Below are 13,859 nucleotides of genomic sequence, written 5' to 3'. Positions count from 1 at the left end.
ATTCAAGCATTTTTCAGTTATGAGTGTTAGAATAGGTAAATTGAAACATGATTCGTTTCATAGAAAGAGGCTAAAAGGAGCTGTACCATGAAAAGAGAAGACTTAATTGCACCAGAACAATATAACTTAGTCAGTGAGATTGAAGCGTTCAGTCATGACCAGGAGAAAATCGCCCTGCACTGGCAGGACGGAAATGGCCATGAAGCGCATGTGACATATGCAGCATTAGTGGAAGAGGCGAATAAAATTGGTCATGTTCTATTAAATGCAGGCTTTAAAAAAGGCGATAAAATCATTGTGATGGTGCCGCGTATGCTAGAGGCATACAGCATTTATTTAGCCATTTTAAAAACAGGAATGGTTGTGATTCCTTGTTCAGAAATGCTTCGCGCTAAAGATATAGATTACCGAATTGAACATGCAGAAGCAAAAGGAGCGATTGTTTACGCATCATTCATTCAATCGTTTGAAGGAACCAACCAGCCAAAAGATTTCAAAACATTCTCGATTGGTGAGAATGATCATGGCTGGACAAACATTGTTGCGCAAAAGGAAGAGCAGTCAAGCGAGTTGAAATTGGCAGACACAACAAGTACGGACATGGCGTTTCTCTCTTATACATCAGGCACAACAGGTAACCCAAAAGGGGTTGTTCATACACATGGCTGGGCGTATGCACATTTACGTACTGCGGCCAAAGCATGGCTCTCCATTAATGAGGGGGATAAAGTATGGGCAACAGCAGGACCAGGCTGGCAAAAATGGGTGTGGAGTCCTCTCTTATCTGTTTTAGGAAGCGGAGCAGAAGGTTTTGTTTATGGAGGGAAATTTAATCCGAATACGTACTTAGAGCTGCTTCAAAAAAATGAAATCAATGTTCTATGCTGTACACCAACAGAATATCGATTTATGGCAAAAGTGGATGACCTCAGTCAGTACGAGCTACCCAAATTGCATAGTGCTGTTTCTGCGGGAGAGCCGCTCAACCGTGAAGTCATCGATACGTTCAAAAAACATTTCGATATCGAAGTGCGAGATGGTTACGGGCAAACAGAAAGCACGCTGCTAGTCGGGGTGCTGAAAGGAATGGACATCAAGCCAGGCAGCATGGGCAAACCAACACCAGGCAATGAAGTAGAGATCATTGATGAGAATGGCCAGATCTGTGCTCCAGGAGAAATAGGTGACATTGCCGTTCATCTTGAAACGCCGGCTTTATTCAAGGAATACTACAAAGATGCAGAGCGTACAAAGGCGCAGCGCCGCGGGGATTACTTTATTACCGGTGACCGTGCGAAAAAAGATGAAGACGGGTATTTTTGGTTTGAAAGCCGCAGGGATGACATCATTGTCAGCTCAGGTTATACAATTGGTCCATTTGAAGTCGAAGATGCACTGATTAAACACCCAGCAGTGAAAGAATGTGCGGTTGTGGCAAGTCCAGATGAAATCAGAGGATCAATCGTGAAAGCATACGTCGTCCTGCGTGATGCATCTGCACAAAGCGATGAGCTGATTAAAGAACTGCAAACACACGTGAAAAATACAACAGCACCGTACAAATATCCAAGAGAAATCGAATTCATTGACGAGCTACCAAAAACTCCGTCAGCGAAAATTCGACGTGTTGAGCTGAGAGAAAGAGAGCTTGCACGAAAATCATCATGACAATAGAAACAATAAGCGTCTGGATGGAAAATCATCCAGCGCTTTTTTATTGGACAAATCAAATATGTAAAATTCGTTCATGATGTTTTATGTTAAAATGTGTAAGGATGACTTGAAAAGGAGAATGTTCTGAAAATGTCGATTGCGATAATTCATGGGATTGTGCTTGCCTTTGGTCTTATTTTACCTTTGGGCGCACAAAATGTATTTGTATTTCAGCAAGGAGCCCTTCAGCCTCGATTATATCGCGTACTGCCTGTGGTCATTACAGCTGCTCTCTGCGACACACTTTTAATTACTTTAGCTGTCATTGGGGTTTCGGTTGTTGTACTCACCATTCCTATCTTGCAAATGGGTCTTTTTATCATTGGATTTTTCTTTTTACTTTATATGGGATGGTCAGTTTGGAACACGAGCTCCGCAACAGGTAATCAAGAAAAGATGGACTTGATGCCTGTGAGAAAACAAATCATATTTGCCTGTTCCGTTTCACTTTTAAATCCTCACGCGATTCTCGATACAATAGGAGTGATAGGAACGAACTCTCTTCAATATCATGGGGCGGAAAAGGTGGCATTTACCACAGCCTGTATCATTGTCTCGTGGTTATGGTTTATGGGTCTTGCCCTTCTCGGGAAAATGTTAGGAAAGCTAGATACAAACGGCAAGTGGATGAACCGGATCAATAAAGCCTCTGCGGTCATGATCTGGCTAGTTGCATTATATATCGCCTATCAGCTTATTGGATAAAGGATACATAGAGCAAAAGAGACGTGATGTTGAACATGTCATTTGAAGAAGCGTTGGATGGAAAGCATCCGGCGCTTTTTTGTTGTCTACTGTCTCGGGGCAAGCATCAGTTACACCCCGTTCATTTATCTCAGACATACTGACGATTCAATTACCTGAAGGAAATGATATCAAGTAGGAGATATGCTACATTATTTATAGTGGTTTTTTTTGGTAAATAAGCCTCTTATGCCATTTTCCATAAAAAGGTATAATTTTTATGGGATTTATTAAAGGAGGCTACATAATGAAAGTAAGGAAGATGCTTGTTGTTTTATTATTCATTTCACTTCTATGCGGACAATATCCTGTGGGGAAAGCTGTTAGCATAGAAGAGGATATGCCTTTTGAAAAGATACAAAACAATAAAGTGGCTGAAAAGCTCATAAAAAAAACAAAAAAGAGCTTTCAATTTTTACAGGCAAAAGAAATAGCCTACAAAAAAGGGTATCAATTAAATGGAGAAAGTGTAGCAGTTCATTTGAATGATGCTAAAGCGAATGTTGTTTATTTTTATCTAACAAAGAAGAAAGCAGATAATCAGCTAGTAAGCACAGCATCATTTATTTCAATTTCACTAAGTCAGATAAAGTCCCATTATATTCAACTTGCGGAATACGATGAGCAAGGTAATTTACACTCATATTTCATTCAAAATGGAAAGTTGAAGAATGAGTTTCATATCAATCCAAATGGGGAGTTTTTAAAAGGATCTTTTACCTATGGTGAAAACGGTGCGAAAAAAGATATGATGGAATTAAATAGAAAAATTATGAATGCTGAAGATTCGGAAATTCAAACGAGCTTTAATTGGAACAAATTTTGGAGTTGTTTAAAAAAGAAAAGTGGCCCGAATGAATCTCTTCCGCTTCGTTCAATGGTTCTTGGGGCTTGTTATTATGTTTGTTTAACAGGACCTGTTGGTTGTATAGCATGTACAGTCATTAATGCAGGAATATCGGCTGGGATAGCAGGTTATTGTGTGAAAAAAGTTTGGTGAATTGGAGGTTTTCAAATGGCTCATAAAGAACAGCGTAAAGGGGCAGTGCTTGCTGTCTTTGATACATTGACGTTTGGTGTACCAGTCTTGTTGTGGAATTTATATAAGAATACGAATAAAACATTGAAGCTGATGATCCCGATTATTCCAATAGTAGGTTTCATCACGTATCTTTTAGCATCTCTTTACTAATGTGTTCAAAAATCATTTGCATGAGCGATACGCTCATGCTTTTTTCATTCGATCATTTTTTGAAGATGGTTTGATTTAATAGACGGAGAGCTTGTACGATATCATCCATTTGATTTTGGTCAGAGGAAGAAAGGCTGTCCATGAGCATGGATTCAATTTGTTGAAATGCTTTGTCCATACACGCACGGCCTTTTTTAGACAGCATAATGACATGTTTTCGCTTGTCATCTTTATCTTCTTGTCTATCAATGAATTGTTTTTCGTGAAGCTTTTTCAATTCTCTGCTGACATTCGGAAGAGACATGTGCTGACAATCGGCGATTTCACTAGGTGTTAGCGGCTCACTGACGGCTAACTGCTCCAGAATCAAATATTGTAGAGTGGTTAGATCAGATGGTTTGACCTTGCTCATCATGGCGTGTTTCAGCTCAGAAAAAGTAGAAGCAAATGTGACAAACTCTTTGAAAAAATGGGGGTTTTTCATCATTTTCACCTCCTACGTACCATACCAAATTTATTATCAAAAAACAATTATCATTTGACAACTAAAAAAGAGGGGTGTATGCTTTTTGTTATCAAATGATAACTAAAGGAGATAAGCCATGAATGTACTCATTATTTATACTCACCCCCATCACAATAGTTTAAATGGTGCTTTTTTTAAAGAAATCCTAAAGGGCAGTGAAGAAAATCCAAACGTTCAAGAAGTGAGAATCATAGATTTATACCAAGACAAATTTGATCCTGTACTTATTTTTAATGAAGAGAAAAAAAGACGTGATATGCATAAGGACCCTGAGATTCAAGAATATCAAGAGAAAATCAAATGGGCAGACAACATCGTGTTTGTTTATCCGATTTGGTGGGGGCGGCCGCCAGCCATGCTACTTGGTTTTATTGATCGCATGTTTGCAGCGAATTTTGCTTACCGTCAAACAGGCGGGCTGCTTCCAGAAGGCTTGTTAAAAGGAAAGAGGGCTGTATGTGTATCGACAATGCAAGGACCGACCCACTATCCTTTCTTCTTTTTACAGAATGCCCACAAGGTGTTAATGAAACGAGCTCTTTTACAATATGTCGGGATTAAACCGGTGAAGTTCTTTGAATTTGGCATGATGGAAAGTCCGAAAGGGAAGCATGACGTGAAATTAAAACGGATTTACAACTATTTTCGGAATATCAGCTCATAAAACCACATTCCTTGAGTCACTTTTCTTCTAATTTGAACCTGTTATGTCTTAAAATGACAGAGAGAGTGAGTGACTCATTCTCTTTATTTGAAAAGGGGGATATGGATGAAGAAAACATTGTTTAAAGATGCGGCTCTTATCACACTTGATCCATCTTTAGGTTTTCTGGAGAAGGGAGATCTATTAATTGAAGGGGCACATATTTTAGAAGTCGGACCTTCGATTGAAGTAAGCGGTGCTGATGTTGTTGATGCGTCTGACATGGTCATCATGCCAGGGCTTGTGGATACCCATCGTCATGTGTGGCAGTCTGTCATACGGGGAATCGGAACAGATTGGTCTTTGCAAACGTATTTGAGCAAAATTTATTATGGCAACTATGGGGCGATGAAACGTCCATCAGATGATCGAATTGCTAATTATTTAGGCGCATTAGAGGCATTAGATGCAGGAGTGACCACGTTTTTCGACTGGACGATGATCAATTCTATGGATCATACAGAAGAACTCATTGGAGGTTTAAAAGATGCGGGTATTCGAGCGGTCTTTGGTTTTGGTACCTCTGGAGATGCAGCGTATTGGGGCAGAGAGAGTACGCTCACGAATATGGAAGACGCAGCCCGCGTGAAACAAAAACATTTTCAATCATCGGATCAGCTGTTGACGATGGGACTTGCCATTCGTGGACCTGAATTTTCTTCATGGGAGACGACCGTCTTTGAAATTGAAACAGCGAGATCACTAGATGCATTATGCAGTATGCACATTGGCTTTGGAAATTGGGGAGCGGCGGATCGATCGATTGAGCGGCTTCATCAAGCAGGGCTGCTCGGGCCTGATTTGAATATGGTGCATATCAATGCAATTGATGCAGATCAAATGAAGATGTTAGCTGACAGCGGAAGCTCTATCTCAATTACACCTGAGATTGAAATGATGATGGGACACGGATATCCTGTCACAGGGCTCGCCATTGAAAATGGCGTTCTGCCAACGCTTGGTGTAGATGTGGTGACAGCGACAGGCGGAGATTTATTTACCCAAATGAAATTCGGACTACAGGCGGAGCGGGCGATTCAAAATCAATCTTTATTGATGGAAGGGACGATGCCAGGACCTGAACTTGGATTGTCTGCACAGCAAATGCTTGAAGCAGCCACTATAAACGGGGCTCGTGCCTTGAAGCTTGATGACAAAATCGGCTCACTCACACCTGGAAAAGAAGCTGATTTTATCTTGATCGATCGGACAAGCATGAATCTTCTTCCGATGACAGATCCAGCTGGGGCAGTTGTGCAAACGGCACACCCTTCAAATGTTGATTCTGTCTATGTGGCTGGAAAAGCAGTGAAACAAAATGGGAAGCTAGTTGGAGTGAACGTAGAAGAGATCAAACAAAAAGCTTATGCGGCAAGAGATCATATTTTATCGCATCAGTTTGAATCAACAACATGACGTGCAATATCCCCATAGGCCACTGCCTATGGGGAATACTTTACAACGATTCTTTAATGACTTTTTTATAATATTGGACAGATAGGAATCCGAAGACGGAGTATAAAACGGTATAAATCGCCATGACAATCAGCATAGGTGTCCACAGTTCGCTGCCAAATAAAAACCAGCCAGATTGTACAGCAAAGTAGCTGTGCAAGAGCCCGACGAGAAGCGGAATGCCAAAGTTGAAAAGCTGTTTGAGCCGAATGCCTTTTAAGAGATCTGTCTCCGTAAAACCAAGCTTACGCAGAATCGTGTATGAGCTTTGTTCCTCTTCGCTCTCATTCATCTGTTTGAAGTATAAAATACAGCCTGATGTCACAAGGAAGCTGAGGCCTAAAAATCCAACTACAAACATCATCAGTCCGATGGTTTGTTTTTGCTGCTGAGTGGTAGCAAATCTAGACATGCTTTCATCACTCAATTTCGCAGACATAAAGACGTCATTGGCTTGTTCAACTTTTCCCTCATCTTTTATATTGATCGCAATATATTGGTTATTCTCAAGCTGCAGTTTAGGGTCTTTGTTTTGATCGAGCTGCTCAAAGACGTTTTGACTGACGACAGCAACAGGCAGGCCGCCAGAAGTAAACAGGTAAGAGATTAAATGATCCTTTTTCATATCAATTACTTTTAAATCAATTGGTTTTTTTATTAAAAGTTTCACATCACCAGAGCTTTTAATCGGCATGAATTTTTTCAATAAATCATTGTAGCCACTTAACATGACTTCGTTGTTCTCCACATGAATATTTGGTACGTTTTTCTCGCTGATCACAGGTAGTGTTAAGACTCCTGGAGCTTTATTCACACTGCTTAACTTCGTATCGATGATTTGATTTGCATCAAAATCGGCTTGAATGACCTCGAACTGCTTTTTCTCATAGGCAATATGCTGATCAGAAAGTGCACGAGTGAATGTGCCAGCATCTTTCTCTGATCCCATGACAAAATGGGCTGGAATTTGCTGTTCAGCTGTTTTTTCTGCTGAGTAGTAGGAAATATAGCTGAGTGATAACAAACCGATGGCAAGTGCAGATACGGTAGTAATAATCGTTAACAGCAATGCATTTGATTTTAAACGGAACATGATCGACGATAAAGACAAGACTTCATGAATGGCAAGGTAGCCATTTTTTCTTTTTCGTACGATATTGGCAATGAATGAAACAGAGCCTTTATAGAACAGGAAAGTACCAATAATGACAGAAGCTAAAATATAGATCATGGCTAAAGATAACGAAAACATCGATGTGTATGAGCCACTAAAAAGTTGAGAAGAAATGTAATAGCCTGAGCTGATAAAGGCAATGCCTAGAACCCCGATGATGATTTCAAAGGCAGAGATTTTTTTTATACGCTGCTCTGTAGAAGAGGTTGTTCTAAACAAAGCTAAGATCGTTTGCTTTTGAATAAAACGTCTATTTCTTAGCATGATGACAACATAAATCAAGAGAAACACGATGATTGTTTGCAAAAGAGCCGTGCCAGAAAAATGAAGATTGGCAATTGCATGAACACCTGTCACTTTAAATAGAACCATCAGCATCAGCTTTGAACCGATAAATCCGGCCAATATTCCAATAGCCATCGAAATCATATAGAGGATAAAATTTTCTGCATGGAGCAGCTTGGAAATTTTTTGTTTCGTCATTCCAATGAGCTGCAAGAGACCGATTTCTTTTCCTCTACGTTTGATGAAAATGCTATTTGCATATAAAAGGAAGATGCCGACGATGGCGATCAGCAGAATAGAAGCGGCTTTAATGGATGCACCGCCTTTAATAGACCCTTTCACATCATCAAGTGCTGGTGAATACTGCAAGGTGACAAAAGAAAAGTAGAGCGCCACACTAAATACAAGTGCAAACACGTATAAATAGTAATTTTTTAAGTTTTTCTTCAGATTGCGGAAGACGAGCTGTTTAATGTTCATGCTTCACACCGCCTAAAACACCTTGCGTTTTCATAATATCCTCGAAAAACATCTTTCTCTCTAGTGCGCCTTTATTCAATTGTGTATAGATCTGTCCATCTTTGATAAAAATCACTCGTCTTGAATAACTGGCTGCAACAGGGTCATGCGTCACCATGACAATGGTTGCTTTGCGCTTGTGATTGAATTCTTGCAGCTTGTTCAGTAAGTCAGACGCAGATTTGGAATCAAGTGCTCCGGTTGGTTCATCAGCAAAAATAAGGCTTGGTTCATGAATAAAGGCACGTACCGCAGATGTCCGTTGCTTTTGTCCACCAGATAGTTCATTTGGATATTTGTCTCTTAGTTCATAAATCCCCATATCTTCTGCAAGCTGTTGAAAGCGTTCAAAAGCTTCTTTTTTAGGCGTTTTGGAGATGGATAATGGCAAGAGGATGTTCTCTTTAACCGTGAGTGTATCAAGTAAGTTATAATCCTGAAAAACAAAGCCAAGCTGTTTCTTTCTAAATTCAGCGAGCTGCTGATCTTTCATTTGCGTCATTTCTGCATCTGCGATCCGAATCGATCCGCTGGACACATGATCAATCGATGACAATACGTTCAAAAGGGTCGTTTTCCCCGAGCCTGATGGCCCCATGATGCTGACAAATTCTCCAGCTTCTATCGTCAAATCAATGCCTTTCAGCACCTCTTGTTTATTGAATTTATTTCCATAGCTTTTATATAATTTACGAGCTTCTAAAATGTTCATCTGTCGAACCCCTTTTTTATTTAATTGATATCTCTAGTATAAAAAGAAGCCGATCAGACTTCCTGCGATTTGGCGAACAAAACAGACGTGCATGTGACATTGTTGTCACATGCTTGTTTTATATGTCAAAGCCTTATGTAGAATTCAGATGGATATTCAATTATTTTATCTGTTTTTCGCTATGATGTATCAAATTTCTTGTTTTTTTCTGATGAACCTTTACAGAGTATGTGATTTCATGTAAGATATGCATATCAAATATATGCATAGTAAATCTATGTATTAGAGGTGACGATGGATGAAAGTGAGTAAAGAGCTTCTAAAGGGGAGTACTGCTACCCTTATTTTAAGCTTGTTAAGTGAAAAACCAATGTATGGATATGAAATGATTAAGCAATTGGAGTCGAAATCCGAAGGAATTTTTAGCTTTAAAGAGGGGACGATATATCCTATTTTGCACACTTTGGAGGGGAAAGGATTCATTGTGTCTTACTGGGGCGAAGGGAATGGCAATCGAAAAAGAAAGTATTACAAGATTAATGAACAGGGCAAAGCGTTTATGAAAGAAAAGAAGGAAGAATGGAATGTCTTCAAAGATGCAGTAGATGGCGTTTTGAATGGGGAGAAAGTCGTATGGGACTAGAGAAAAAATTTGAACAATATATCAAAAATGTGTGTAAACGAATCAAAAATAAAGACGTACATGCAAGTATAAAGCTTGAGCTTCGTGATCATTTATACACACTGAAAGAGGAAGCGGTCAGTGCGGGCATGTCAGAAGAAGAGGCGATAGATCAAGCGCTCAATCAAATTGGAGATGCAGCCATACTCGGAATGCAGCTCCATGAAACACACAAAACTCAAGTGGACTTTAAAACGATACTTCTTGTATTAGCTACTTGTTCATTTGGGCTGTTTGTGATGTATTATTTTCAGTTTCATTCTCATTTACTTCATTTTCAAGACACGAATATCTTTTATAAAAGTCTCATTTACTATGTATTTGGTCTTGCGTTGATGCTTGGGCTGTTTGCTTTTGATTATCGGCGCTTTTTACCCTATTCATGGCATTTATACATAGGAACGATTGGAATGCTGATTCTTACAATGATGATTGGAACAAGAGTGAACGGTATTCTTTTTTTAAGCTTAAATAATGGATCGATCAATCTGACTGAAATTTTTCCATTTCTGATGATTATTTCGTTAGCGGGCATTTACCAATCTTGGAACTGGAAGAATGGTTTCAAGTCTTGGTTAGGATTAGCGATTGTCACTTTACCTATTATTTTATTACATATAGTCGGATCTCTTTCTGCAACCATCACCTTTATGGTCATATGCATAACGATGATGTATGTATCTCATGCAAGAATGAGACAGCTTATTCCGTTTACAGCAGCAGGTATTGTCTATCTCATTGTTCAATTATTTTCTCTTTATCAAGCTGGTATGTCCCACTTTTACCAATACTCACTTCATGAATTTAGCTCAAATGGTTTTCAGATAAACCCGTACGCATTGTATGATGTTCACACTGATTGGATGTTGACGTATATCATTTATTCATTCGGATGGTTCGCAGGATTGGCCGTTTTTATTTTGTTTGTGACTTTGATTTATAGAGTAGTTCATACAGCGAAACGAGTTCAATCTGCTTATGGCAAGATGTTAATGATTGGTTTGGCAACCACATTTGCAGCAAAATTTATCTTAAGTATTTTCACAAACTTTGGATTATTGCCTATATCAGGAGTTTCCATGCCTTTTATGAGCTATGGGGGATCTCATATTCTTCTAGAAATGATGTCAGTCGGGCTGCTAATGAGTATTTATAGAAGGAAACAGCTAGGAGAAATGTGCCGTGAAGTAGCGTGATATGGCTGTATAAAATAACCCAATCTCTTCAATGCATCGTTGGATGAAGAAATTGGGTTTCTTGAACTGCATGTTCACATGCTCGCAATATGAACAAAATCATTCTTTTTCGGAAAGATAAAGGTGAAAGTTGTCCCTTGATCTAATGTGGAGTTGACCTCGATCGTGATATGAAGAGCATCAGCTCCCTTTTTTGTTAAATAGAGCCCCATGCCTGTGGAGGCCGTGTCATTGTGATGTCTTGTGGAGGTAAAGCCTTTTTCAAAAATACGGGACACGTCTCTTGGGTCAATTCCTCTGCCTTGATCTGTGATGGTGAGCACCACTTGTTCGTTCATTTGTTTGCTTTCGATGATAATGTCAGATGATTGGCTGTACTTGACGGCGTTTGTCAGCACTTGTCTGATCATAAAGGATAACCATTTTGTATCACTTAATACATCTCGCTCTTCTAATAAAAGGTCAAAGCCAATTCCTTTTTGCATACACCACGATTGGAGCGCTTTGATTTCTTTCGTTAGCATGTTTTGGAGATCCAGTTTTTCAATAAATAAATCATTTTCAATATGTTGGACCCTGCTTTGATGTAGCTGTGCATCAAGGAGTAAATGTATTCTAAGCCATTCATATGTCATATTTGATTTGAGCGGCTGTTCTGTTATGCGGTCAATCATTAAGTGCATCGCCGTGAGCGGCGTTTTCACCTCGTGTATCCATGAGAGCAGTTCATCTTTTTCTTCTTCCAGCGCAGTCTTTTGCTTAGCCGTCATCTGGCGGTATCGGTCAATTTGCTCTGACGTTGCCTCCTGTACAATTTGTTCAAAGGGGGAAGAGGGTTTGAGACGTATTTGATGGTCTATGTTTTCATCCCATTCTTTCAGTTGCATGTAATAAGCAGTTTCTTTCCGGTAACGAAAAAAAAGAAAAACAATGAAGAGTAATGTAGACAAAAGCACGATATAAAAAAGAGAAGCGAGTGGAATCGTTGTATCCAAATATGCAACAAAGAGAATGAGAAGCTGCAAACTAAGAAAGAACAAGATCCAGCTTCGTCGTTCTTTTAGAAATGCTTGCAGCATCATTGATCATCCTTTTCCTTTGCAAGATAACCTTGACCCACCTTTGTTTCAATGAAGGCGCCAAGGGAGATTTCGTCTAGTTTTTTTCTAAGGCGGTTGACGTTTACAGTGAGTGTATTGTCACTCACGAATCGTTCATCGTCCCATAAAGCTTGGATGAGAGATTCCCTTTTGACGATATGGTTTTTATGTTGAATCAATTCTTTGAGAATAAAAAACTCATTTTTTGTTAATTCAACCTCACCGTTTTCATTTGTCACTGTATTATTTTCGAGATCAAGGGTAGCGCCGCACCAAACTTTTAAGTTGGCTGGTTCCGCATTATAATCATGGACTCGGCGAAGAACAGCACTTACTTTGGCGATGAGAACGTCAAAGTGAAAGGGCTTTTGTACAAAATCATCAGCTCCAAGCTGCATCGACATGACCATATCAGCAGGATGATCACGAGAGGAAAGAAAGATGATGGGCACATTAGAATGATGCCGAATCATCCGGCACCAATGAAAGCCATCGTACTTTGGCAGCTGAATATCAATAATGACTAAATCAGGCTGGATGGAAGTGAACTCCTGCATGACCTGTTGAAAATTGTTGATCCCATACACATCATAAGACCAGTTGACTAAACGTTCTTTGATTTCTTGGAAGAGGGTTGTATCATCCTCAATCAGCAAAATTTTAAACAAAACGAGCACCACACTTTTTGAATTACTTGTACATCATTGTAGCGGAAAACAGGCACTCCCGCTAGAAGCAGACAGCAAAAAAGCAAGGGAAGAGATCCCTTGCTTCGGTTTATTTACCTAAAAAGTGCTTTTTAAAGAATGATAATTGATATTCAAGTGTGAGTGGGTCATTAAAGTAAAACTCTTCCGCATTTGCTTCATACACACGATGTTTTTTCACAGCAGGAATGGACTTATAGATTTCACTGTTTTGATAGGAATTGTCCATCTCGCTGTTTTTGCTAATGATCATATAGTCTCCGGCAAATTCAGGGATGACCTCTTGTGATACCGCATAATAGCCAGCTTTTAATGCTTTTTCTTTTACTTTTTCCGGCATTTTTAGTTTCATTGCTTGGTAGAGGATTTCTGTTCCGCGTCCCCACGCATCTCCAAAGACGTAAAGATCTTTTGTGCCGCTTTCAAAGACAGATACGGTTGCATCTTCACCGATTTTTGCTTTGATTTCTTTGCCAGCTTCAGCTGCACGCTGTTTGAAATCCTTGACCCATGCTTTTGCTTCTTTTTCTTTGTTTAAGACTTTTCCAATTTCAATATGCTGCTGAAGGTAATCGACTTTGTTATACGTGAATAAAACGGTAGGGGCGATTTTTTTCAGTTTTTCTACATTTTTTGCACCGCTTAAACCGATGATGACATCAGGCTTTAGCTTCATGATTTTTTCTACATTTTCATCGGATACTTCTTCCACATTTTTTAATTTCTTTTTGAAACGTGGATTCTTTTTTGACCAAGAGTCAACGCCCACAAGGTTCACACCAAGTGACAAGACATTTCCTGTATAAGAGGCGAGAACAACAACACGTTTTGGATTTGCTGGCAGCTTCACAGGTCCATTTTCAGATTGATATGTAATCGTGTCTGATGACGTTGATTGATTTTTTCCTTTATTTGAGGAAGAGTTGCTGCTATTGCCACATGCGCTCAACGCAAGTACGAAGATGAGCATCAGAGGGAACAATATTTTCTTCATGAATGTAAACTCCTTTGAAATCGGCACATCAGCCGTGTATTTGGTTGTATGAGTGATAATGATAATTATTATCACTCAGATATCATACCATAGAAGTGAGGTTTGTTGTCAATGATATTTTAGCAGTGGATAGAGGAATTCTAATAAAAAGAAAAAA

At 39.4% G+C, this 13,859-nt stretch carries 14 protein-coding genes; 8 read left to right on the top strand and 6 right to left on the bottom strand.

What is annotated here, in order from left to right; genetic code table 11:
- Positions 1 to 87: 87 nt before the first annotated feature.
- The 4 genes from NSQ70_RS13265 (at position 88) to NSQ70_RS13250 (ending at position 3,649) form a co-directional block, all read left to right on the top strand.
- Positions 88 to 1,668 carry an acyl--CoA ligase gene (locus NSQ70_RS13265; protein ID WP_072367434.1) on the top strand — a complete coding sequence of 527 codons (1,581 nt, stop codon included), beginning with the start codon at positions 88 to 90 and terminating at the stop codon, positions 1,666 to 1,668.
- A gap of 135 nt (positions 1,669 to 1,803) precedes the next feature.
- Positions 1,804 to 2,418 carry a LysE/ArgO family amino acid transporter gene (locus NSQ70_RS13260; protein WP_268431024.1) on the top strand — a complete coding sequence of 205 codons (615 nt, stop codon included), beginning with the start codon at positions 1,804 to 1,806 and terminating at the stop codon, positions 2,416 to 2,418.
- A 286-nt stretch (positions 2,419 to 2,704) separates the two neighbouring features.
- Complete coding sequence (locus NSQ70_RS13255; protein WP_024718683.1) at positions 2,705 to 3,457, top strand: hypothetical protein; 753 nt, start codon at positions 2,705 to 2,707, stop codon at positions 3,455 to 3,457.
- Positions 3,458 to 3,472: 15 nt separating this feature from the next.
- Positions 3,473 to 3,649, top strand: coding sequence for a hypothetical protein (locus NSQ70_RS13250; RefSeq protein WP_008356320.1), 177 nt, complete (start codon positions 3,473 to 3,475; stop codon positions 3,647 to 3,649).
- A gap of 52 nt (positions 3,650 to 3,701) precedes the next feature.
- Here the strand turns inward: NSQ70_RS13250 and NSQ70_RS13245 are convergent, their stop codons facing one another.
- Positions 3,702 to 4,133 (bottom strand): MarR family transcriptional regulator, encoded by a 432-nt coding sequence (locus NSQ70_RS13245; protein ID WP_144667388.1) that lies wholly within the window; start codon positions 4,131 to 4,133, stop codon positions 3,702 to 3,704.
- 118 nt (positions 4,134 to 4,251) lie between these two features.
- Here NSQ70_RS13245 and NSQ70_RS13240 point away from each other — a divergent pair, with 118 nt between their 5' ends.
- Together NSQ70_RS13240 and NSQ70_RS13235 are read left to right on the top strand one after the other, a co-directional pair.
- Entirely contained in the window at positions 4,252 to 4,839 is a 588-nt protein-coding gene (locus NSQ70_RS13240) for an NAD(P)H-dependent oxidoreductase (RefSeq protein ID WP_017358293.1), read from the top strand.
- 105 nt (positions 4,840 to 4,944) lie between these two features.
- Positions 4,945 to 6,294, top strand: coding sequence for an amidohydrolase family protein (locus tag NSQ70_RS13235; protein ID WP_342502207.1), 1,350 nt, complete (start codon positions 4,945 to 4,947; stop codon positions 6,292 to 6,294).
- 40 nt (positions 6,295 to 6,334) lie between these two features.
- Here NSQ70_RS13235 and NSQ70_RS13230 read toward each other — a convergent pair whose 3' ends face one another.
- Together NSQ70_RS13230 and NSQ70_RS13225 are read right to left on the bottom strand one after the other, a co-directional pair.
- Positions 6,335 to 8,272, bottom strand: a complete 1,938-nt coding sequence (locus tag NSQ70_RS13230) for an ABC transporter permease (protein ID WP_342502206.1) — start codon at positions 8,270 to 8,272, stop codon at positions 6,335 to 6,337.
- Positions 8,262 to 9,023, bottom strand: a complete 762-nt coding sequence (locus NSQ70_RS13225) for an ABC transporter ATP-binding protein (RefSeq protein ID WP_007501759.1) — start codon at positions 9,021 to 9,023, stop codon at positions 8,262 to 8,264. Before NSQ70_RS13225 ends, NSQ70_RS13230 begins: the two co-directional genes overlap by 11 nt.
- Positions 9,024 to 9,321: 298 nt before the next feature.
- Between NSQ70_RS13225 and NSQ70_RS13220 the strand changes: the two genes are divergently transcribed.
- Together NSQ70_RS13220 and NSQ70_RS13215 are read left to right on the top strand one after the other, a co-directional pair.
- Positions 9,322 to 9,666 carry a PadR family transcriptional regulator gene (locus NSQ70_RS13220; protein ID WP_045034159.1) on the top strand — a complete coding sequence of 115 codons (345 nt, stop codon included), beginning with the start codon at positions 9,322 to 9,324 and terminating at the stop codon, positions 9,664 to 9,666.
- Positions 9,657 to 10,901, top strand: coding sequence for an FtsW/RodA/SpoVE family cell cycle protein (locus NSQ70_RS13215; protein WP_268431039.1), 1,245 nt, complete (start codon positions 9,657 to 9,659; stop codon positions 10,899 to 10,901). Before NSQ70_RS13220 ends, NSQ70_RS13215 begins: the two co-directional genes overlap by 10 nt.
- A 74-nt stretch (positions 10,902 to 10,975) precedes the next feature.
- On the opposite strand, the gene NSQ70_RS13210 is transcribed toward NSQ70_RS13215, so the two are convergent.
- From NSQ70_RS13210 to NSQ70_RS13200, 3 genes are all read right to left on the bottom strand, one after another.
- Positions 10,976 to 11,980 (bottom strand): sensor histidine kinase, encoded by a 1,005-nt coding sequence (locus NSQ70_RS13210; protein WP_342502205.1) that lies wholly within the window; start codon positions 11,978 to 11,980, stop codon positions 10,976 to 10,978.
- Positions 11,980 to 12,669, bottom strand: a complete 690-nt coding sequence (locus NSQ70_RS13205) for a response regulator transcription factor (RefSeq protein WP_047945292.1) — start codon at positions 12,667 to 12,669, stop codon at positions 11,980 to 11,982. Before NSQ70_RS13205 ends, NSQ70_RS13210 begins: the two co-directional genes overlap by 1 nt.
- Before the next feature lie 109 nt (positions 12,670 to 12,778).
- The gene (locus NSQ70_RS13200) at positions 12,779 to 13,702 is read right to left on the bottom strand and encodes an iron-hydroxamate ABC transporter substrate-binding protein (protein ID WP_058337291.1); all 924 of its coding nucleotides are present in this window, start codon (positions 13,700 to 13,702) and stop codon (positions 12,779 to 12,781) included.
- Between the last annotated feature and the right edge of the window lie 157 nt (positions 13,703 to 13,859).

This window comes from Bacillus sp. FSL R5-0397, from assembly GCF_038593395.1.
Classification (GTDB): domain Bacteria; phylum Bacillota; class Bacilli; order Bacillales; family Bacillaceae; genus Bacillus; species Bacillus altitudinis.
Note: the sequence above shows the minus strand (reverse complement) of the source record. Positions and strands in the feature narration are given on the sequence as shown.

Bases quoted from the DNA above. Each gene is read 5' to 3' on its own strand.
- NSQ70_RS13215 (WP_268431039.1), top strand. From the start codon at position 9,657: ATGGGACTAGAGAAAAAATTTGAACAATATATCAAAAATGTGTGTAAA.
- NSQ70_RS13250 (WP_008356320.1), top strand. From the start codon at position 3,473: ATGGCTCATAAAGAACAGCGTAAAGGGGCAGTGCTTGCTGTCTTTGAT.
- NSQ70_RS13230 (WP_342502206.1), bottom strand. From the start codon at position 8,272: ATGAACATTAAACAGCTCGTCTTCCGCAATCTGAAGAAAAACTTAAAA.
- NSQ70_RS13265 (WP_072367434.1), top strand. From the start codon at position 88: ATGAAAAGAGAAGACTTAATTGCACCAGAACAATATAACTTAGTCAGT.
- NSQ70_RS13240 (WP_017358293.1), top strand. From the start codon at position 4,252: ATGAATGTACTCATTATTTATACTCACCCCCATCACAATAGTTTAAAT.
- NSQ70_RS13245 (WP_144667388.1), bottom strand. From the start codon at position 4,133: ATGAAAAACCCCCATTTTTTCAAAGAGTTTGTCACATTTGCTTCTACT.
- NSQ70_RS13255 (WP_024718683.1), top strand. From the start codon at position 2,705: ATGAAAGTAAGGAAGATGCTTGTTGTTTTATTATTCATTTCACTTCTA.
- NSQ70_RS13210 (WP_342502205.1), bottom strand. From the start codon at position 11,980: ATGCTGCAAGCATTTCTAAAAGAACGACGAAGCTGGATCTTGTTCTTT.
- NSQ70_RS13220 (WP_045034159.1), top strand. From the start codon at position 9,322: ATGAAAGTGAGTAAAGAGCTTCTAAAGGGGAGTACTGCTACCCTTATT.
- NSQ70_RS13235 (WP_342502207.1), top strand. From the start codon at position 4,945: ATGAAGAAAACATTGTTTAAAGATGCGGCTCTTATCACACTTGATCCA.
- NSQ70_RS13225 (WP_007501759.1), bottom strand. From the start codon at position 9,023: ATGAACATTTTAGAAGCTCGTAAATTATATAAAAGCTATGGAAATAAA.
- NSQ70_RS13200 (WP_058337291.1), bottom strand. From the start codon at position 13,702: ATGAAGAAAATATTGTTCCCTCTGATGCTCATCTTCGTACTTGCGTTG.
- NSQ70_RS13260 (WP_268431024.1), top strand. From the start codon at position 1,804: ATGTCGATTGCGATAATTCATGGGATTGTGCTTGCCTTTGGTCTTATT.